We start from the raw sequence: 20872 nt of genomic DNA, 5'->3' as shown, positions 1-20872 counted from the left end.
TACTTGACCGGAGGAATTGGGCGGTTACCGTGGGCCCGGTCTACGTCTCGGACCGGTTGTTCAGAGTGTCGGCGAGGAGCCCGAATCCGAGGATGATGAGGGCGAGGGCGATCGTGGGTCCAAGGACGTACATCGGGGAGGTGGTGATGTATGGCAGTCCGCTTTGGACCAATCCGCCGAGGGATGGCGTCGGGGGTTGGACTCCCAGTCCGAGGATGCTGAGGCCGCCTTCGATGAAGACTGCGTCGGCGATGGAGATCGCCGACTGCACGAGGAGGGCTCCGCGGATATTCGGCAGAACCTGCTTGAGGAGAATACGCGTATTGGATGCGCCGAGTGACTTTGCCGCCATGACGTAATCGCGGTTGAGCTGGGCCAGCATCCCACCGCGGGCGAGCCGGCCAAACACCGGGATGTTGATGATTGCGATCGCCACAGCGACCGCCGGAAGGCCCGGGGTGAGAAGAAGCGCTACCGCGATTCCCAGGATCAAGGTGGGAAAGCCAAGGATCAGATCGAAGACGCGGGCCGAGACCTGTCCCAGAGACTTCGCCCAGATCCCCGACAGTCCAAGGAGCGTGCCGATGATGGCACCGACGGGAATCGCGAGCACGGCAAGGACCAGGTCAAGGCGCACGGCAAAGATGACTCGGGAGAGGATGTCGCGGCCGAACTCGTCGGTTCCAAGCAGGTTCCCGGCTCCGGGGCTAAGGAAGGACTGGGCGCCTTGCTGGTCAGAGCTGTAGGGGGCGATGACCGGGGCAAGTATGGCGATGGTGATCATCAGGACAGCGAGGATGGTGGAGACCAGGCCTCGGGACGTGCCCAGCAGGGCACTGGCTCGAATCCTGCCGCCGATACTTTGGCCACGTTCGAGGTCTTCGGCTGTGTGGGCTGTTGGTGCAGTCATGCGTGGGGTTTGCCTTTCGTTCAGCTCAGTCGGATGCGCGGGTCCATGCTGGCCAGCGCAACTTCGGAGAGAGCCTGGACGATCACGGCAATGGCGACAGCGAGCATAATGAGGTCCTGAACCACGACGTAGTCGCGTGAAAGGACGCTGCCGATCATGAGCTGACCGAGACCGTTGCGGCTGAAGAGCGCCTCAACGACGACGGCACCGCCGAGCAGTCCGCTGAAACGGATGCCGATGGCCACAATCGCGGTGCCCATGGAATTGCGGAGGACGTGTAGCCAGAGGATGCGTGCCCGTGAAAGGCCTTTGGCGATGCCAAAGCGGACGTAGTCCTCGTGCATGGCCTCCTGCATGCTGTTTTGCAGGAGTCGTCCGATGACGGCTGCATGCGGGATGGCTAATGCGGTGGCCGGGAGGACGAGGTATGTGAGCACTTCCCCGATGCCGTCTTCGAAGGACGCTTCTCCACTGATCGGCAGCACGGGGATCAGGACACCGAAGAGGACCAGCAGGAGGACACTGGTGACATAGGTGGGAAGGCTCAGCAGGACGGAGTAGAAGGCATCGAGGTAGGACCGGAGCCGTGCTGAGCGGGAGGAACCGCCCAGCACGCCAAGTGTTATTCCCAGAAGGCTCATAAGGACCGTGGCCGCGAGAGCTAGCAGCAGGGTGCTCTCGACCCTGCTGCCGATAAGTGTCGTGATCGGTTGGTCGTTGATGATCGAAACGCCGAGATTGCCGGTGACCAGTCCAATAAGCCATGTTCCGTATTGCTGGGGCAGTGGGGCGTTGAGCCCCAGCTTTTCTTCGACGGCGTGGATCTGCTCTGCGCTGGCATCAGGTCCTGCAATGGTGGCTGCGGGGCTGCCGGGGGCGAGACGGAGGATGAGGAAGATGAGGATGGACGCGGCGAACAGCGTCACGAGCATCGCCGGCAAGCGGCGTATCAGATAGTTGCCCATCGTTACCCAGCCGTTGTCTGGTCCAGGATGATGTACTGGAACGCGTTCGTTGTCTTGAAGTCTTTGATGGACTTATTGACTGCCAGGGCCGGTGCCCGCTGGACAAGGGCGAGGTTGAAGGCCTGGTCCACCATGTAGGCCCCAAGTGCAGCGTTGGCGGCGGCGACGTTATCCTGGTTGGCCGATTGGGCAGCGGAGATGAGCCGTTCATACTCCGGGCTTGTGAAATGGGTGCCGCCGTTGGGACGCAGATGTGCTGTTGCAGTTGCAGTCGTTGCCGGTGAAAGGCTTCCGAATCCTGTCCGGTGCAGGAACATCGGGCCCAGGGCGCCCTTGGAGTTGCGGGCGACGAAGTCTGTGGTTTCGATGACATTTGGCGTAGCCTTCAAGCCGGCTGCTTCGAAGTTGTTCCTGACAATGTCCAGGATGGCACGGGCCACGAGGTCTCCGGAATTGACCGTGAATGGAACCTCTGTGCCCGCCAGACCCAATGCCTCGAGCTCCTTCTTGGCTTCGTCCGGTTTGTACGTGTAGGTATTTGCCGTCTTCTCATCCCAACCGGGGGTTCCCTTTCCCCACCATAGGTTGCTGACTTCAGCAGAGCCTTTGAATACCTGATCGTTGATGCGGTTCCTGTCGATGGCCTTGGCTATCGCCTTGCGAACCTTGAGATTGTTGAACGGCGCCGTGCTGGCATCCAAACCGACGACGAAGGCTTCGATACCTCCGCTGTTCGGGGTTTGGACGTCGCCGCCGGAGATGGTGGACAGATCCAACGGACTCAAGCCCTGGGTAATTTGGGACCGGTTGGACCGGGCGGCGGCGATCAGGGCCTGGGATTGGGTGATGATGGCGATTTCGACTGCTTCGAAGTGCGGGGCGCCGCTGACCCAGTAATCGGGGTTCTTCTCAAGCTGGACGGTGGCACCCGGGCTGAAGCTCTTCCACTTGTAAGGCCCGGTACCGATGACCTGCTTGCCGCCTTGAAGACCGTCCAGTGTTTTCTGGTCCACAACTGGAACGAGTTGGAACAGGTCAAACAGCTGGCTCGTGGGCTTGCTTAGCTTGAGAGTGACGGTGTTCCCCGAAGCAGAACCTTCCTGGATCAGATTGGCCACCGAGCGCAACTGGCAGCCGGCGGCTTCTTCCTTTGCCCGGTTCAGCGAGAAGACGACGTCCTCTCCGGTCATTTCCCTGCCGTCATGGAATTTGACTCCCTGACGGATCTTCAGCGTCGTTGTCAGTCCGTCCGCGCTGGTTTCCCAGCTTTGGGCCAGGACTGGCTGGGGCTTTCCGCTGGTATCAAGGTCTGTCAGGTGGTTGAAGACCAGTCGCTGCCACGGGCAGTTTGTTTGGTTGGCCTGCATGACCAACTGAGGCTGGGGGTCCGCCGAGGTTGCGATCACGATCTTTTTGAGCGCATTGCTGTTGCCGGCGGTGGAGGCTCCCCCCGAGGGGCCGCATCCAGTGAGGGCAAGAAGGGTTCCGGCTGTCGCCGTGAAACCGATGAAGCCGCGGCGGGAAAGAGCTGCCTCGGAGCGGAAGATGTTCGAATCTTTCATGGTTGAAACTCCTCGTTGAGTCGGTGAGATTTAGTCGGTGAGATGAGGTGGCGTCTGCCGACGGTGGATTAGATGACCGGCGTCGCCAGGGGTGCTGCGAAATGACAGGCCGAAGGATGCGGCGAGTCGTCACGTTGGATCAACGCCGGGACCTTCTCGGCGCAGATATCCTGCGCCTTCCAGCAACGGGTGCGGAACTTGCAACCCGAGGGCGGGTTGGAAGGGCTGGGCGGGTCACCTTCGAGGATGATTCTGGTCCTGTTGCCGCGTGCGCTTGGGTCAGGAATGGGCACGGCCGAAAGTAGAGCCTGAGTGTAAGGGTGGGTGGGATGCTCGTAAATCTGATCCGCGTCGCCGATCTCAACAATGTTGCCCAGATACATCACCGCTACCCGATCCGAGATGTGCCGAACAACGGACAAATCGTGGGCGATGAAGACGTACGACATCTGAAGCCGGTCTTTCAGTTCGGCAAGCAGATTCATCACCTGTGCCTGGACAGAGACGTCCAGGGCTGAGACCGGCTCGTCGCAGATGAGGACTTTCGGATTCAGGGCCAAGGCCCGTGCGATACCAATCCGCTGTCGTTGTCCGCCGGAGAATTGATGCGGGTACCGGTTTGCGTAGTCCGGGTTAATGCCCACGAGTTCCAGCAGTTCCCGGACCCTTGCCCGTCGTTCCTTTGCTGGCACCAGATCGGAATGGATCTCAAAGGGTTCAATAACGATCTGTCCGACAGTCATTTTGGGGTTCAGGGACGTGTACGGGTCCTGAAAGACCATTTGGATGTCCCGGCGGTGCCGGCGCATCGCTTTCGCTCCGAGGCCGGCGATTTCGTGGCCGAGGACGGAGATGCTGCCTGCGGTGGGATGCTCCAGGCCCATCAGCATCCGGGCAAGAGTGGATTTTCCGCAGCCGGACTCGCCGACGAGTCCGAGCGTCTCGCCTTCCCGCAGTTCCAGGTCTATTCCGTCGACGGCTTTCACTGAATGGCTCAGCCGCCTCACGATCGTTCCCGTGTGTATCGGGTAGTGCATCTGGAGCCCCGAGGTGCGCAGGACCGTTGCGGGTGAATCCTGGAAGGCCTGGTGGTCGGCGAGGGTGTGTGGATGGGTCGTTTTCATGAGGACACGACCGCTTCCCAGTAGTGGCAGCGGCTGCTGCGTTCAGAGCTAATGTCGTAAAGAGGTGGTGAGTCTGACCGGCATTCTTCGCGGGCGAAACGGCACCGTGGCGCGAACGAGCAACCTGCGGGTAGCCCACTTAGATCAGGTGGCAGCCCGCCGATCGCAGCCAGTTCCGTACCTCTGTCGTCCAGTCGCGGGATGGATTCCAGGAGGGCCTTCGTATACGGGTGGGCGGGCTGGCGGTAGACATCGATAGCGTCGGCGCTTTCGACGATCTGACCGGCGTACATCACGGCAATCCGGTCTGCTATCTCCGCCACCACGCCCATGTCATGGGTTATGAGGATCAGCCCCATATTTCGATCGCGCCGGAGGTCATCGAGTAAGGACATGATCTGCGCTTGGACTGTAACGTCAAGAGCCGTTGTCGGTTCATCCGCGATGAGGACCTCGGGGTCCAACGCCAAAGCCATGGCAATAACTACACGTTGACGCATACCGCCCGAGAACTGGTGCGGGTAGTCATCCAAGCGACTTTTGGCATCCGGAATCCGCACAGCTTCGAGCATCTCGACTGCCTTGAGGCGGGCGTCATGGCGGGACATTCCACGGTGAACGGTGAACATCTCGCTGAGCTGAAAACCCACCGTAAAGACAGGGTTCAGCGCGGACAACGCGTCCTGGAAGACCATCGCTACCTTCGTGCTGCGCAAGGAGCGTCGCTTCCTTTCGGGCAGTTTCAGCAGGTCCACACCACGGAAGCGGATGCTTCCTGACTTTACTTCGCCAGGCGGGACGTCCAGGATGCCCATGATGGTTTTGGCCGTGACACTCTTGCCGCACCCGGATTCTCCCAGCAGGGCAAGCGTCTCGCCCGCTTCGAGGCTGAAGCTTACGTTCCTCAGTGCATGCGCAACATTGTTGCGTAGGCGAAAGTCCACGCTGAGACTCTCGACAGCCAGCAACGGCGCTGCGTCGTCGAAATGGAGCCCGATTGGGGCTCTCTCCAGAAGTTTCACTATGATTCCAATCCCTTTACTGCTTCGGCCTGCTGGCTCGTGGGCGGGTCGCGACATTAACTGCGCTTTATCGGGGTTCAAATTTCGGAGGCCGGTGGCACCTACATGGGATCGTCTGTGATCGTCCATGTTGCATCGCCGCATCTGTTTTTGTGGCAGCCGTCACAGCTGCTATTCACAAGCTAACACATTAGACCTCTAGAGGTCCAACCTGTGATAGAGTTCACATAAATTGCTGATGACAGAGCAACGAAGGAGTATCGCTATGAGAAACAGTCACTATGCTTGGGCAGCCCCTTACCAACAGGAGACGGCGCCGGGCACCACCTTTGGACTGCCGGTCGGTGCTGAATGACGGACGAACGCGCACGAGCAACACTGCTCTCCACATATGCGGTTGACCGCCCCCTGAACGACACGTACCCCAAGGAGTTCACCGATGTTTGAGCGCCGTAGCCTGGCCGCCCAGGTCGCTGATTCCTTTCGTCAGCGAATCGGCGAGGACCTGCACCCCGGAGACAGGCTTCCAGGGGAAAAGGACTTGGCCGTCGAGTTAGGTGTCAGCCGGACAACCCTTCGAGATGCACTCCAACTGCTATGGAAGGAGGGAATCGTTGTCCGACGCCATGGCATCGGAACCTTCATCCGCGAGACAGGAGGGCCCGTACTGGTGAGTCTTTCCGACCTCGTAGCCCACAGGGACGTGATCCTTGCATCCGGGCACGAGCCAGCCATCGCCGAATTCGTGTTGACCCGATCAGTGCCTTCGCGTGACATCTCGTCGCTGATTGCCCTGGAAGACGGCGAAGAAGCGTGGAAAGTCGAAAGGGTCTTCTCGGTCGACGGCATTCGTGCAGTAAAAATCACTGACACGCTGCCCGTTAGCGTCAACGGCGTCGCTCTCGATCTTGAACCACTCAAAGACATTGACGTGGACATGATTCACCTCCTCCAGGAACAGGCCCGGTGCCCTGTGCTCCTTCAGGACGGTGACCTGGACGTCGTACCCGCTTCCGAAGAACTCGCAACAGTATTTGATATCAAGCCAGACACCCCGCTCCTGAAGCTAACCCAGCTCAACTTCACAGACGAGGAACGGCCCTTTATGCATAGTGTGATCTACAACCGTTCGGATGTCATGAAGTTCAGGCTTATCCGCAGACCCTCGCACTAGCTGGTGCCGGTGTCACCGTTGCCCACACTTGAAAAGAGGGCAGCACTCCCGTAGGGCCGGAACCACCGGCGGACGGCCAGCCAGTGGACGTACCGCCTCCCCCTAGTGCGTGCCATGAACGGCTCGGACTGGACGAACAAGCCATCAGGAGCAACGCAGCTCCAGCCAGATAGGTTAAGCCCAATGCCAGGACCAAACATTGTGTATATCCTCGCCGACGATATGGGGTACGGAGACCTGTCGTGCTTCAACAACCGATCACAGATTCCCACTCCCAACCTTGACCGACTCGCAGCACAGGGCATGCGCTTTACCGACGCCCACGCAACATCATCGGTCTGCTCTCCCAGCCGCTACAGTCTGCTCAGTGGCCAATATAACTGGCGATCCCGCCTCAAGTCCGGGGTGATCTGCCGGTGGGACGGCCCCGTTTTTGAGGATGGCGAAGTCACCGTCCCCAGTTTCCTGAAGTCTCAGGGCTACGACACGGCGTGCATCGGCAAATGGCATCTTGGCTGGAACTGGCCAACAACCACAGGTCGAAGCCCCAACCAGGTTTTGCCTTATGCAATCGACACCCCTGAAGTTGAGCTGCGCCGGGACGAATTCTGGAAAGAAATTGACTTCTCCGCACCGATCGCCGGGGGCCCCATTGAGCATGGTTTCGACACCTACTTCGGTGTAGACGTACCAAATTACCCGCCCTATTCGTGGTTCCAGGACGACCGGCTGACTGCTCAGCCCACGAGGCCCAAATCCGCCGCCATCTACGGTGACATCGGTCCCTCCGTTGAAAACTGGTCCCACGAAGCGATGCTTCCGGAGTTCACACGGCGGACCGTGGAGTACGTCGAGTCACACAGCAGCGACGCCAGCACGATAGGAACGAACCCGTTCTTCCTCTTCCTTTCCCTGACCGCTCCCCACTCCCCAGTAAGCCCAGGGCCAGAATTCAGAGCCCGCAGCGGCATCGGCCCCTACGGCGACCTCGTTTCCGAAATCGACTGGCTCGTTGGTCAGGTCCTGGACGCGGTGGAACGTTCAGGACTGGCCGATGACACACTGCTCATCTTCACCAGCGACAACGGGCCTGAGCTGGGCACCAAGGACGATGAAGGGGCTTTCGAACGCGCCCGGCGCACCGCGCATTACAGCATGGGAGATCTCAGGGGGATCAAGCATGACGTCTGGGAAGGAGGCCACCGTGTCCCCTTCATTGCCTCATGGCCAGGCACAATTCCGGGCAACACGGTATGCAGTGAGCTGGTCAGCCTCATGGACCTTATGGCCACGTGCGCCGACATACTCCACGCCCCTCTGCCTTCCTCAGCCGGCCGGGACAGCATCTCCATGCTGCCCCTGTTGGAAGGCAAAGCTGACCAGCCGTTGCGGGGCTCACTTGTCGGTCACTCCCGTAACGGTAAGTTCTCCATCCGGAAGGACAAATGGGTCTTCATCGACTCGCCGCCCTGTTCAGAAAATCCGGAACCTGAATGGTTCCGTACAGAACGCGGCTACCCGGAGGATGACAGCGAAGCCGCCCTTTACAACCTGACCGAAGATATCTCGCAACGCGATAACAAACACTCGGACCAACCCGAAGTGGCACAGGTGCTGGGCAGGGAGCTGGAATCTCTTCGGTACATTGCTCCCAAGCGCAAAATCGCCCCATCCAGATCCAGTCCACAGTCATGATGAGCGCGCCAGCACCACGAACAGGATGCCTGACGCCGGCCAAAGAAGCCCAGGACCTGAAGATCAGAGTCCACAAGTATTCACCGGTGCCGTTGTACTTTCAAATCGCCGAGGCTACCTCCGCAGAGATACAGCTGAACCACCTGAACCATCGTGACAAGCTCAAGACCGAGCGGTCACTCGCACGGGAACTGGGAGTCTCACTCGGAACAGTCCGTCATGCCTTCCAACGCTTGGAAGACAACCATCTCGTGCGTCGCAAGCAGGGATCTGGAACCTACCTAGCCTGATGACCGCACCTTGGAAAGGAAAATCAGACGTGGATACCTCGTTCTTAGTGAAAGGCCCGCCCTCATGGCTTCTGTGAATAACTGCAGTCTCTGGGGCCAAAGCGCATGAAACCAACTGTCATGCCAGTCCTTAGCGGTAAGAACCGCCTAAAAATTGCTTTACTCCTGGAGGAACATGGACTTCTCACCCCGACCGAACTGGCTCGGCTGCTTCACTGTACACAGGGTCACGTATCCAACGATCTGACAAGAATGCGCAGCCACGGGCTTGTCGCGGCCAGCGCTGAGGGTATTCACACCCGCTACCGATTGCTGGAGACAGCTGCAGGCCGGATCGACGCCGCCGTTCGAAATTACAACACCGAAGAAACGATCATCGATGATGAACTTTTGCGCTGCCTCATCGAAAAGCGAACGGCTTCAAAGGGCCCTGCACCGGGCATGCCGGAACCAGCGGGCAACCAGCAGCGTAGGTCCGCGCCACACATCTTCAAACCGTCAATCATCCACTCCCTTGACCAGCCAACGACGTCTGCGAATTTTTCCAGTTAGAAGCGCCGGAGCATCTCATCGCTACTACCGGCGGAGACATTTCATATCAGTGCATGGAGGAACCATGATGGTGACCGGATCCGGATCGCAGTCCGTAGGAAAAAGCTGCTGCGCCCCGTCCCGCAAGAACGCAACACTGACCGCTGGACAACCGCCCCTTGCCGGAGCGGCCGGCCGATTTGCAGAGCGTCCGCCACAAGTGCGCATCCCCGCTGGAACCTTCCTGATGGGCGATGCCTTTGATGAGGGCTATTCGAGCGACGGAGAAAGGCCAGTACACGCAGTTCACATAGATGCCTTCAGCATCGATTCCACCGCCGTCACCAACACCATGTTTGCCGAATTTGTGGCCGATACGGGATACCGCACGGATGCCGAAATTTTCGGATCCTCGGCCGTTTTCCACCTCCTCAAACGTGCGCCGCGTTCCAGCATTCTTGGCTTTGCCTCCGGCGCTCCCTGGTGGCTAAACATCCAGGGGGCTGACTGGGCCCACCCGGCCGGGCCCGCATCACACTGGAAGCACGTAGCGGATCACCCCGTTGTACACACCTCACACAACGACTCCCTGGCCTATTGCCGCTGGGCAGGACGACGTCTTCCGACCGAGGCTGAATGGGAATACGCAGCAAGAGGAGGCCTGGTGGGCCAACGCTACGCCTGGGGGAACGACCTCCACGGCCCCTCAGGTGAACACCTCTGCAATATCTGGCAGGGCACCTTCCCCATCGAAAACACCACCGAGGACGGATTTACCGGGACATCACCCGTCAAATCCTTCCCCGCCAACGGGTATGGGCTCTACGACGTCGCCGGGAACGTCTGGGAATGGTGCGCCGATTGGTTCTTGCCGGGCTACTACCAGAGCTCGGCTGCGACAAATCCTCAAGGACCAACCATCGGCGCAGGACGCGTGATGCGCGGTGGTTCCTATCTGTGCCACGACTCGTATTGCAACAGATACCGAGTGTCATCCCGGAGCTCAAACACTCCTGATTCCTCCAGCGGTAACTGCGGATTCCGGACCGTAGCCTTGCCTTTGGAACCACCGGCCTGAGCTGGCGAACAAATGGAAGCCTCAACTGTGAACAACGAACCCACCGACCAGCCCTTCCAAAAAAGAGCACGCTTCTCTTCTTGGCTCCTTAAGGGTGGCGCGGAACCTGACCCCCGTTTCACGTTAGCCAACGAACGAACCTTCCTGGCATGGATCCGAACATCACTGGCCCTGCTCGCTGGCGGTGCCGCGGTCGAAGCATTCATGTCCGGGCTGTTTGCCCCGGAGTTGCGGAAGACCCTCTCCATCGTTCTGCTCACGATGGCACTGCTGATCAGTGCCGGGTCCCTGTTCAGATGGCTGAACGTCGAGCGCGCAATGCGTCGGAAGGCACCTTTGCCGCTACCTCTTATCACCCCCCTTTTAGCGCTGGGTGGCGCCGGCGTAGCCGCAGGCATGATCACGTTCGCGGCGATTCGCTAGAAGGGATCATTGACCACCGACTCCATCCCCCCGAGCCACGACGATCCCGGCCTGCAACCTGAACGAACTGACCTCGCGTGGAACCGGACAATGCTCTCAATGATGGCGTCGGCCGCCGTCTTTCTACGCTGGCTTCCCCAACACGGCTGGTTCGCCGGATGCCTGACAGCAACCGCCACAATCGCCACGGTGGCAATCGGACTGGGACGGAAACGACGATTACAACGGGCCATCGAAGGCATCCATGAAGGCATCGTGCAACCCCACGCCGCCACTGTCACTGCCTTGGCGGCCTGCGTCATTATCCTTTCATTACTCGGAATCTGCGCTGTCTTGTTCAGTCCTTTCGCCCCGTGAACGGGACACCGACAGTTAGGCTTCACAACAACATCCGCCTGAGACACGAATCAGTTGCACGGCAAGTGACCTGGTTCGGATACATACCGGAGTGGCTTCTGGTGGCCGCCTTGACTGCGTGCGTGCATCTCGTGCTAGCCGGGTTCAACAGGTCATTGGAAAGACGCGAACGTGTCTGGCCAACCACACCCCAACCTGACGTCAGATCCGGCGAGGATTTTCGTCATGCTAGGGCTTAAATCGCCGATGTCTCATCGCAGAAACCCGCAGTCATAGGCCGCAACCTGACAATTTCAGCAACTTAAGCCAACAAAGACTTGCTAACGCCCCCTCTTCCTTGGAATGCAGTTGCTCAGAGGAGATGAGACGGAGCGCCAACGCAGCAGGGCTTCGGACGGCAAGTCATGTCGCCGATGACGGCACGCGGGATGAACAAGTGAAGGCAAGAAAGTGAGCAGACCGTGGTCAGAAACAAACAGACTTGGGTGTGCACAATGTACACACCCCCTTTGGCCGGACAAACCCCCCGTCGGCGCCGCGATGGGACGGAAATCCCATGGCACGGACCGTCGAAACAGAAGTCTCTCGAAGTCATGCCGTACCAAATCCCCCACCCCACGAAGAGGTGTAGGCCACCCCAGACCTACCAGACAGAACCGAAGGAGGAATCCGCGTGACACCGACTGAGAACCAGCGGAGCGCCCACCAGCCAGGACGCTGAACCCGTTCCCCCACCAAACTAAACAGGCCGCACCCGGCGGCCAGGCACCATCCCGGGGCCGTGAGGCAGAGGCATTTGTCCAGCTTTGTACACACTTAAAAGCAAAAACCCCTCTGACGAGGGGGTATGCTGTGCCCGAGGTGGGACTCGAACCCACACACCTTTCGATACCGCATTTTGAGTGCGGCGCGTCTGCCAATTCCGCCACTCGGGCGCGGATTACCGGGAAGTTAATTCTCGCTGACTGCTCTCATTGCTGTGAGCAACGCGATCCTTTCCCAGCACGCGAAACTACTCTACATGCAGATAGGCTGTTTTTCAGAACTGGGCGCGCGAGTGCAACAAAATCATGTGCCGCAGCGGTCCACACTAAGATGGACATGAACCCGCCGAACCTTTTCAAGGAGATCCCGTGACCGAACAGACGGAGTCCACACCCGCAGCCCAACTGGCCCGACGCGTCGTCGTAGCCGAGGATGAGACCCTCATCCGCTTGGACATTATTGAGATCCTGAAGGGCGAAGGGTACGACGTCGTCGGCGAGGCAGACAACGGCGAGAAGGCCGTGCAGTTGGCCGAAGAGCTGAAGCCGGACCTCGTCCTCATGGATGTGAAGATGCCCGTCATGGATGGCATCTCAGCGGCAGAGAAGATCGTCAAGGCCCGCATCGCCCCCGTAGTTCTGCTGACTGCTTTCAGCCAGAAGGAACTCGTGGAGCGTGCCCGCGACGCCGGCGCCATGGCTTACGTTGTGAAGCCGTTTACGCCGGCTGACCTCATCCCGGCCATCGAGATCGCTCTCTCGCGCCACGAGGAGATCAAGGCGCTTGAGAACGAGGTTTCCGATCTCCAGGAGCAGTTCGCCACCCGCAAGCTCGTGGAGCGCGCCAAGAGCCTCCTGACCACCAAGATGGGCCTCACGGAGCCGGAGGCCTTCCGCTGGATCCAGAAGACGTCCATGGACCGTCGCCTGAGCATGCGTGAGGTTGCTGAAACGATCATCAACCAGGTCAACTAGCACCAAGCAGTCAACGACGGCGGCCGGTCACCTACGCGATAGGTGACCGGCCGCCGTCGTGCCCGCCCAAGGGAAGAATCCCGCCTAAGGGCCAAAACAACGCAAAACAAAGCGGGCCCCGCCAACGCAATGTTGGCAGGACCCGCTTCACTCAAGCCTGAGCCAGGAACCTAGGCCCTGGTCTTGCTTTTCTTTTCAGGCCACGGGCCAACGGGCTCCTTGCGCGACGCGTCCACGGAGGACGTGTCGGCGAGGTCGCCCACCTTGTGGACCTTCAGCGAGTTCGTGGAACCGGCCTGTCCGGGAGGGGAACCGGCAGCGATGACCACCAGGTCACCTTCTTCGACGATCTTCATGTCGAGGAGGCTGCGGTCAACCTGTGCGGTCATTTCGTCGGTGTGGCCCACGGTGGGGACCAGTACCGGCTGGATGCCCCAGGTGAGGGCGAGTTGGTTCCAGACGTGCTCAACAGGCGTGAACGCGAAGACCGGCTTGACCGGGCGCAGACGCGACAAACGGCGTGCCGAGTCACCGGACTGGGTGAAAGTACAGATGTACTTTGCGTCCAGCTGGTCGGCGATTTCGACGGCGGCACGGGTGATGGCGCCACCGCGGGTCTTGGGCTTGGTGCCCAGCGGGGGGACGCGCTCGAGGCCGTGTTCTTCGGTGGACTCGATGATCCTGGCCATGACCTTGACGGTTTCGATGGGGTACTGACCCACCGATGTTTCACCGGACAGCATGACTGCATCGGCGCCGTCGAGAACTGCGTTTGCGCAGTCAGAAGCCTCGGCACGCGTCGGACGCGGGTTGTCGATCATGGATTCCAGGACCTGAGTTGCCACGATGACCGGCTTGGCCCAGCGGCGTGCCAGTTCAATGGCGCGCTTCTGGACGATCGGCACCTCTTCGAGCGGGAGCTCAACACCGAGGTCACCACGGGCAACCATGATGGCGTCGAACGCATCGATGATTTCGTGGAGCTGGTCCACGGCCTGGGGCTTTTCGATCTTGGCGATCACCGGAACGCGGCGGCCTTCTTCGTCCATGATTTCGTGGACGCGCTTGATGTCGGAGGCATCCCGGACGAAAGACAAGGCAACCAGGTCCACGCCACGCTTGAGGGCCCAACGGAGGTCGTCCTCGTCCTTTTCGCTCAGTGCGGGGACGTTGACGGCAACACCGGGCAGGTTGATGCCCTTGTTGTTGGACACCTTGCCACCGACTGTAACGGTGGCAACAACCTTGACGTCGTCAACTTCGATGGCGCGAAGGGCAACCTTGCCGTCGTCGATCAACAGGGCGTCGCCCACGTTGACGTCTTCGGTGAGGCTCTTAAGCGTAGTGGAGCAGATGTCCTTGGTGCCGGGGACGTCTTCGGTGGTGATGGTGAAGATGTCGCCAACAGCCAGCTCGTGCGGGCCGTCAACAAAGCGGCCAAGACGGATCTTGGGACCCTGGAGGTCAGCCATGATGGCAACGGGCTTGTGCAGTTGCGCCGCAGCCTTGCGGACATTCTCGTAGGTGATGTCATGCACGGAGTAGTCGCCGTGGCTCATGTTCATGCGGGCAACGTCAACGCCGGCTTCCAGCACTGCAAGAGTGTTGTCATAGCTGGAGATTGCCGGGCCGAAAGTTGCCACAATTTTCGCGCGTCTCATATACCTACCCTAAGTAGTGTGCTGCTGATTGAGTTAAAGATCATTCCTGCCGGCGCTATAAGACCGCGATTGCCCGGTCGGTGGGGGCGACCGGTGCCGGAAGGATTGTGCTTCCCATGAGGAACTTGTCCACTGCTGCCGCACACGCACGGCCTTCGGCAATGGCCCACACAATCAGGGACTGGCCACGTCCGGCGTCACCGGCAACAAACACACCCTCGGTGTTCGTCATGTAGTAGCCGTCGCGGGCTACGTTGCCCCGACCGTCGAATTCTGCACTGACCTGCTCGGTGATACCGGACGGTTCAGCACCGGTGAAGCCGAGGCTCAGGAAGACGAGGTCAGCGGGAATGATCCGCTCGGTCCCGGCCTTCGGGAGGCGCTTGCCATCCACGAACTCCGTCTCGGCAACCTTGACCCCGGTGAGCTTGCCATTCTCGCCAACAAACTCCACGGTGGACGCCAGGTAGGTACGTTCGCCGCCTTCTTCGTGGGCGCTGGCGACCTCGAAGAGTGTGGGGAACGTCGGCCACGGCTGGTGACCTGCACGCTCAAGAGGCGGCTGCTTGCCGATCGCGAGCGTCGTAACGGAAGCCGCCTGGTGACGGTGCGCTGTACCGATGCAGTCCGCGCCGGTGTCGCCACCACCAAGGATGACCACGTGCTTGCCACGGGCGTCGATGTGATTTTCCGGACTCTCCCCCGCCACTACGCGGTTGGAAGGAACCAGGTAGTCCATGGCGAAGTGCACGCCTTCAAGGTCACGGCCCGGAATCGGCAGATCGCGCGGGACGGTTGCACCGGTAGCAATCACGACGGCGTCGTAACGACGGCGCAGCTGTTCCCAGGTCACGTCCGTACCGACTGCGACGCCGGTGCGGAAGCGGGTGCCTTCGGCCTTCATCTGCTCCAGGCGGCGGTCAACCTGTTCCTTCTCCATTTTGAAGTCGGGGATGCCGTAGCGGAGCAGGCCGCCGATCTTGTCGTCACGCTCGTACACGGCAACCGTGTGACCAACGCGGGTCAGCTGCTGTGCAACTGCGAGGCCTGCAGGACCGGACCCCACCACGGCAACCGTCTTGCCAGTGAGGCGCGTCGGCGGAAGGGGGTGGACCCAGTCGTTGTCGAAGGCTTCATCGATGATGGAAACCTCAACCTGCTTGATGGTCACGGCAGGCTGGTTGATACCCAGCACGCAGGACGCTTCGCAGGGTGCCGGGCACAAACGGCCTGTGAACTCGGGGAAGTTGTTCGTGGCGTGGAGGCGTTCAATCGCTTCCTCACCCTTGTCCCGCCACACGAGGTCGTTCCACTCTGGAATGAGGTTGCCCAGCGGGCAGCCCTGGTGGCAGAACGGTACGCCACAGTCCATGCAGCGGCCTGCCTGGCTCTTCAGGACGCCCTTTTCCTGCGCTTCGTACACTTCTTTCCAGTCCATGATGCGGACCGGAACGGGACGGCGTGGCTGCGTCTCGCGCTGCCGGACTTTCAGAAATCCGCGTGGATCAGCCACCGGTTACCTCCAGGATTCGAGACCATACTTCTTCGCCGTCGGGGTCAAGGCCCTCTTCGATGGCGTCGAGACGGGTTTGCAGGACTGCGGCGTAGTCGCGCGGCAGTACTTTGGTGATGCGGGCGGCGGTGTCGTCGAAGTTCTCGAGCAGACGGCCGGCCAGGACGGATTCGGTTTCCTCGGCGTGCTTGGTGAGCAGGCCGTGGACGATGTCGCGGTCCTCGGCGTCCAGCTCAAGGAGCTGAAGTTCGCCGGAGTCCAGCGCATCCTTGTTGACACGCTCATGCTGCAGGTCCAGCACGTAAGCGGTACCACCGGACATGCCGGCACCGAAGTTGCGTCCGGTACGGCCAATGATCAGTGTTTGGCCACCGGTCATGTACTCGCATCCGTGATCGCCAATACCTTCGACGACGGCGGTCGCACCGGAGTTACGCACCAGGAAGCGTTCACCAACCTGGCCGCGCAGGAACATCTCGCCGCTCGTTGCGCCGTAACCGATGACGTTGCCGGCAATGACGTTGCGCTCCGCCTGGAACACGTTGGTGCGGTCCGGGCGGACGATAATGCGTCCGCCGGAGAGGCCCTTGCCCACGTAGTCGTTGGAGTCACCGTACATGCGCAGCGTGATGCCCGCAGGCAGGAAGGCGCCAAGTGACTGGCCAGCGGTGCCGTTGAGCGTGATGTCGATCGTGTCCGTCGCCAGCACATCGGTACCGAACGTCTTGGTCACCACATGGCCGAGCATCGTGCCCACAGAACGGTCCGTGTTGATGACGTCAAGGGTGATCTTGACGGGCATGCGGTCGCTGAGCGCTTCGGCGGCCATGGTGATGAGCCGCTGGTCGAAGTGCTTGTCCAGCTCGTGGTTCTGGGTAGTCATGTTGCGCAGCGGCACGTCGTCGTCAAACTCAAGGCCGTGCAGGATCGGATCCAGGTCCAGGCCCTCGGCCTTCCAGTGGTCGATCGCTTCGCGGGTGTCCAGGACCTCGGCGTGGCCGATCGCCTCTTCGAGGCTGCGGAACCCGAGCTCTGCCAGGATTTCGCGGACTTCTTCTGCGAGGAACTCGAAGAAGTTGACCACGAACTCGGGCTTGCCATTGAACCGCGAACGCAATTCCGGGTTCTGGGTAGCAACACCAACGGGACAGGTGTCCAAGTGGCAAACGCGCATCATGATGCAGCCGGAGACAACCAGCGGAGCCGTTGCGAAACCGAACTCTTCTCCACCCAGCAGGGCGGCAATGACCACGTCGCGGCCGGTCTTGAGCTGACCGTCAACCTGCACCACCACGCGGTCACGGAGGCCATTGAGCATGAGGGTCTGCTGGGTCTCGGCAAGGCCAAGTTCCCACGGCACACCTGCATGCTTCAGCGAGTTCAGCGGCGAGGCGCCCGTACCGCCGTCGTGACCTGAAACAAGCACGACGTCGGCCTTCGCCTTCGTCACGCCGGAGGCCACCGTGCCGATCCCGACTTCCGAAACCAGCTTCACGTGCACACGGGCCGAAGGGTTGGCGCGCTTGGCATCGTAGATGAGCTGCGCGAGGTCTTCGATCGAGTAGATGTCGTGGTGCGGGGGCGGGGAAATGAGTCCGACACCGGGCGTCGAGTGGCGCGTGCGGGCTACCCAGGGGTAGACCTTCTGGGCCATCAACTGGCCACCCTCGCCGGGCTTGGCGCCCTGTGCCATCTTGATTTGGATGTCGTCAGCGTTGGTCAGGTACAGGCTGGTGACACCGAAGCGGCCGGAAGCAATCTGCTTGATGGCAGAGCGGCGCTCCGGATCCAGCAGACGGTCAACGTCTTCGCCACCTTCACCCGTATTGGACTTGGCGCCCAAACGGTTCATGGCGATGGCAAGAGTCTCGTGGGCTTCCTTGGAGATGGAGCCGTAGCTCATGGCGCCGGTGGAGAAACGCTTGACGATACTGGAGACGGACTCCACTTCCTCAAGCGGCACGGCCGGACGGACGTCACTCTTGAACTTGAGCAACCCACGCAGGGTCATCAGGTTCTCGGACTGATCGTCAACGCCCTTGGTGTAGGCCTTGAAGATGTCGTAGCGACGCTCACGGGTGGCGTGCTGCAGGCGGAACACCGTCTCCGGGTTGAAGAGGTGCGGTTCGCCGTCGCGGCGCCACTGGTATTCGCCGCCGCCGAGCAACGGCTGGTGCGGGTGCTCGATGCCGCCCTCCGGGTACGCCATCTGGTGGCGTGCCGAAACTTCCGCGGCAATGACGTCCAGGCCCACGCCACCCAGCTGGGAGTGCGTACCCGAGAAGAATTCGTCAACGAGTTCCTGCGACAGGCCCAGTGCCTCGAACGTCTGGGCGCCGGTGTAGGAAGCAACTGTGGAGATGCCCATCTTGGACATGATCTTCAGCACACCCTTGCCGAGGCCCTTGATGAGGTTGTAAACGCCGTCTTCCGGAGTCACGCCCTCAACGTCGCCGTTGGAGATCAGCTGTTCAACCGATTCCATGGCGAGGTAGGGGTTGACTGCCGATGCGCCATAGCCAATGAGCACGGCAACGTGGTGCGTCTCGCGGACATCGCCGGCCTCAACCACGAGTGCCGTCTTGGTGCGATTGGCACTGCGGAGCAGGTGGTGGTGGACAGCGCTGACAAGCAGGAGCGACGGAATGGGTGCCCACTGCGCGTTCGAGTCGCGGTCGGACAGCACAACGTACTGCACGCCACGGTTGATCGCGCCGGAAACCTGCTCGCAGATCTCTGTCAGACGGGCACGCAGTGCCGCTTCCCCACCCTCCGGGCGGTAAAGGCCACGTACCTTCATGGCGATGCGATCGCCGTCGGCGTTTTCGATGTTCGAGATCTTGGCGAGTTGATCGTTGTTGATCACGGGGAACGGCAGGGAGATCTGCGGTTGGCGGACCTGCTTGCCATCCAAAAGGTTGCCGTTGGGTCCGATGGCGCACTTCAGTGACGTGACCAACTCTTCGCGGATGGCGTCCAGCGGCGGGTTGGTGACCTGGGCGAAGGACTGCACGAAGTAGTCAAACAGCAAGCGCGGGCGCTTGGACAGCACGGCAACCGGTGTATCAGAACCCATGGCACCCAGGGGCTCAGCCCCCGTGCGGGACATGGGGCCGAGCAGGATCTTCAATTCTTCAGTGGTGTAACCGAAGGTCCGCTGGCGGATGTTCACCGATGCAGCGGTGTGGCGTACGTGCTCGCGCTCGGGGAGCTCGTTGATGTCGATCAGGTTGTCCTTGAGCCATTCGGCCCACGGGTTGGCTGCGGCGACCTCGGCCTTGACCTCGGCGTCGTCGATGATGCGGCCGGCTTCGGTGTCCACCAGGAACATCTTGCCCGGGGCAACGCGACCCTTCTTCACCACGTTGGAAGGCTCAACCTCGATAACGCCCACTTCCGAGGCAAAAACGATCAGGCCGTCTTCAGTGATCCAGTAGCGTCCGGGGCGCAGGCCATTACGGTCCAGCGTTGCGCCGACGAGGTTGCCGTCAGTGAAGGAGACAGCAGCAGGACCATCCCACGGCTCCATGAGCAGTGAGTGGTATTCGTAGAACGCGCGGCGTGCCGGATCCATGGTGGCGTGGTTCTCCCACGCCTCCGGGATCATCATCATGATCGAGTGCGTGATCGGCCGGCCGGACAGCCAAAGGAGTTCGGCTACTTCGTCGAAGGAGGCAGAGTCCGAGGCACCTGGGGTGCAGATCGGGTACAGCTCTTCAGGGGTGTCACCCAGCAGCGGGCTGGCCAACTGCGACTGGCGTGCGCGCATCCAGTTGCGGTTGCCCTTGACCGTGTTGATTTCACCGTTGTGGGCGATGGTGCGGAACGGCTGCGCCAGAGGCCACGACGGGAAAGTGTTCGTGGAGAAGCGTGAGTGGACAATGGCCAGCTTCGTCTTGAAACGCTGATCCGAAAGGTCGGGGTAGAACGGCTCCAACTGGGCCGTCGTCAGCATGCCCTTGTACACAATGGTGCGCGAGGACAGCGAGGGGAAGTACACGCCGTACTTGTTCTGGGCGCGCTTACGGATTCGCCAGGCACGGGAGTCAAGTTCGTTGCGCTCAAGCTGCTCACCGGTAGCGGATGCAAAGAAGGGCTGCGAGAAGTACGGCATACATGCCCGTGCCATGGCACCCACGAGGTCTGCGACCACGGGAACTTCACGCCAGCCAAGGACCGTAAGGCCTTCATCCGCTGCCAGCGCTTCAATACCGGCCTTGGCCGTAGCTGCTTCGCGCGATTCAGCAGGAAGGAAGGCGGTACCCACCACGTACTGGCCCGGAGCGGGCAGTTCGAATTCGGTGACGGCCCTGAAGAACTCGTCCGGAACCTGCATCAGCAGGCCCGCACCGTCGCCAGTACCTTCATCGGCGCCCACGGCGCCGCGGTGTTCGAGATTGCGGAGCGCAGTCAGAGCCGCTTCCACGATGTCGTATCCCGGTTCCCCGCGGAGCGTGGCAATAATTGCCAGGCCGCAGGCGTCCTTCTCCTTGTCCGGGTTGTAAAGACCCCGGGCCTCCGGAAGCGCAGCAAAGCGCTTGAATGGAGACATGGCACCCTGCGGTTCGATATTTTCGGACCAACCGGGGTTATGAAGATGGGTCATGGGAGACGTCCTTCCTCGTGATCGTGCGTATGGAAGGGACAACGTTGGCCCCACCTTGCATGCCCTTGTGATGGGCACAACAAAGCGCTAGTTATTGGAATTGTAGGCCAGCCAATCAAGCGCAACTAACAGTTACGCAGACCACTGGCCCCGGCTTGACCAGTGAACATCGGTATGCTGCGATCCGGTTTCCGGGGTGCCACGACGCTGTGGACTGGGCCC

The 20872-nt window shown here is 60.6% G+C and carries 16 protein-coding genes and 1 tRNA gene; 8 read left to right on the top strand and 9 right to left on the bottom strand.

What is annotated here, in order from left to right:
• Positions 1 to 40: 40 nt before the first annotated feature.
• The 5 genes from AC1DD7_RS21245 to AC1DD7_RS21225 form a co-directional block, all read right to left on the bottom strand.
• A complete protein-coding gene (locus AC1DD7_RS21245; RefSeq protein ID WP_131134365.1) occupies positions 41 to 910 on the bottom strand; it encodes an ABC transporter permease in 870 nt (289 codons plus the stop codon).
• 20 nt (positions 911 to 930) lie between these two features.
• Positions 931 to 1875, bottom strand: a complete 945-nt coding sequence (locus tag AC1DD7_RS21240) for an ABC transporter permease (protein ID WP_131134364.1) — start codon at positions 1873 to 1875, stop codon at positions 931 to 933.
• A gap of 2 nt (positions 1876 to 1877) precedes the next feature.
• On the bottom strand, positions 1878 to 3437 hold the full coding sequence (locus AC1DD7_RS21235) for an ABC transporter substrate-binding protein (RefSeq protein ID WP_131134363.1): 1560 nt from the start codon (positions 3435 to 3437) through the stop codon (positions 1878 to 1880).
• Positions 3438 to 3505: 68 nt separating this feature from the next.
• Positions 3506 to 4561 carry an ABC transporter ATP-binding protein gene (locus AC1DD7_RS21230; RefSeq protein ID WP_131134362.1) on the bottom strand — a complete coding sequence of 352 codons (1056 nt, stop codon included), beginning with the start codon at positions 4559 to 4561 and terminating at the stop codon, positions 3506 to 3508.
• Entirely contained in the window at positions 4558 to 5505 is a 948-nt protein-coding gene (locus tag AC1DD7_RS21225; RefSeq protein WP_347559569.1) for an ABC transporter ATP-binding protein, read from the bottom strand. The genes AC1DD7_RS21230 and AC1DD7_RS21225 overlap by 4 nt, the downstream gene beginning before the upstream one ends.
• 517 nt (positions 5506 to 6022) lie before the next feature.
• Here AC1DD7_RS21225 and AC1DD7_RS21220 point away from each other — a divergent pair.
• The 7 genes from AC1DD7_RS21220 to AC1DD7_RS21190 all read left to right on the top strand — a co-directional run bounded on the left by AC1DD7_RS21220 (position 6023) and on the right by AC1DD7_RS21190 (position 11131).
• A complete protein-coding gene (locus AC1DD7_RS21220; RefSeq protein ID WP_131134360.1) occupies positions 6023 to 6757 on the top strand; it encodes a GntR family transcriptional regulator in 735 nt (244 codons plus the stop codon).
• 183 nt (positions 6758 to 6940) lie between these two features.
• Positions 6941 to 8452 (top strand): sulfatase family protein, encoded by a 1512-nt coding sequence (locus AC1DD7_RS21215; protein ID WP_477516470.1) that lies wholly within the window; start codon positions 6941 to 6943, stop codon positions 8450 to 8452.
• Positions 8449 to 8742: a GntR family transcriptional regulator gene (locus tag AC1DD7_RS21210; RefSeq protein ID WP_131134358.1), complete on the top strand. Its 294-nt coding sequence runs from the start codon at positions 8449 to 8451 to the stop codon at positions 8740 to 8742. The genes AC1DD7_RS21215 and AC1DD7_RS21210 overlap by 4 nt, the downstream gene beginning before the upstream one ends.
• 105 nt (positions 8743 to 8847) lie before the next feature.
• Positions 8848 to 9294: an ArsR/SmtB family transcription factor gene (locus AC1DD7_RS21205; RefSeq protein ID WP_131134357.1), complete on the top strand. Its 447-nt coding sequence runs from the start codon at positions 8848 to 8850 to the stop codon at positions 9292 to 9294.
• Between the two features lie 67 nt (positions 9295 to 9361).
• Positions 9362 to 10351 carry a formylglycine-generating enzyme family protein gene (locus AC1DD7_RS21200; protein ID WP_131134424.1) on the top strand — a complete coding sequence of 330 codons (990 nt, stop codon included), beginning with the start codon at positions 9362 to 9364 and terminating at the stop codon, positions 10349 to 10351.
• A gap of 12 nt (positions 10352 to 10363) precedes the next feature.
• Positions 10364 to 10774: a YidH family protein gene (locus AC1DD7_RS21195; RefSeq protein WP_131134356.1), complete on the top strand. Its 411-nt coding sequence runs from the start codon at positions 10364 to 10366 to the stop codon at positions 10772 to 10774.
• Positions 10775 to 10783: 9 nt separating this feature from the next.
• The gene (locus tag AC1DD7_RS21190; RefSeq protein ID WP_131134355.1) at positions 10784 to 11131 is read left to right on the top strand and encodes a DUF202 domain-containing protein; all 348 of its coding nucleotides are present in this window, start codon (positions 10784 to 10786) and stop codon (positions 11129 to 11131) included.
• An 853-nt stretch (positions 11132 to 11984) separates the two neighbouring features.
• On the opposite strand, the gene AC1DD7_RS21185 is transcribed toward AC1DD7_RS21190, so the two are convergent.
• Positions 11985 to 12066 (bottom strand) — tRNA-Leu (locus AC1DD7_RS21185).
• 198 nt (positions 12067 to 12264) lie between these two features.
• Here AC1DD7_RS21185 and AC1DD7_RS21180 point away from each other — a divergent pair.
• Positions 12265 to 12870, top strand: coding sequence for an ANTAR domain-containing response regulator (locus AC1DD7_RS21180; RefSeq protein ID WP_431119893.1), 606 nt, complete (start codon positions 12265 to 12267; stop codon positions 12868 to 12870).
• A 170-nt stretch (positions 12871 to 13040) separates the two neighbouring features.
• On the opposite strand, the gene pyk is transcribed toward AC1DD7_RS21180, so the two are convergent.
• Genes pyk through gltB form a run of 3 tightly spaced genes read right to left on the bottom strand, consistent with a single transcriptional unit; the run spans position 13041 to position 20650 of the window.
• Complete coding sequence (gene pyk, locus AC1DD7_RS21175; protein ID WP_431119891.1) at positions 13041 to 14531, bottom strand: pyruvate kinase; 1491 nt, start codon at positions 14529 to 14531, stop codon at positions 13041 to 13043.
• 55 nt (positions 14532 to 14586) lie between these two features.
• Positions 14587 to 16044 (bottom strand): glutamate synthase subunit beta, encoded by a 1458-nt coding sequence (locus AC1DD7_RS21170; protein WP_224089680.1) that lies wholly within the window; start codon positions 16042 to 16044, stop codon positions 14587 to 14589.
• Positions 16037 to 20650: a glutamate synthase large subunit gene (gltB, locus tag AC1DD7_RS21165; protein WP_477516469.1), complete on the bottom strand. Its 4614-nt coding sequence runs from the start codon at positions 20648 to 20650 to the stop codon at positions 16037 to 16039. The genes AC1DD7_RS21170 and gltB overlap by 8 nt, the downstream gene beginning before the upstream one ends.
• Positions 20651 to 20872: the final 222 nt, after the last annotated feature.

Source organism: Paenarthrobacter sp. 10L412, assembly GCF_056395565.1.
The sequence above is the reverse complement of the archived record's forward strand: the minus strand, read 5'-3'. Positions and strand labels throughout refer to the sequence as shown.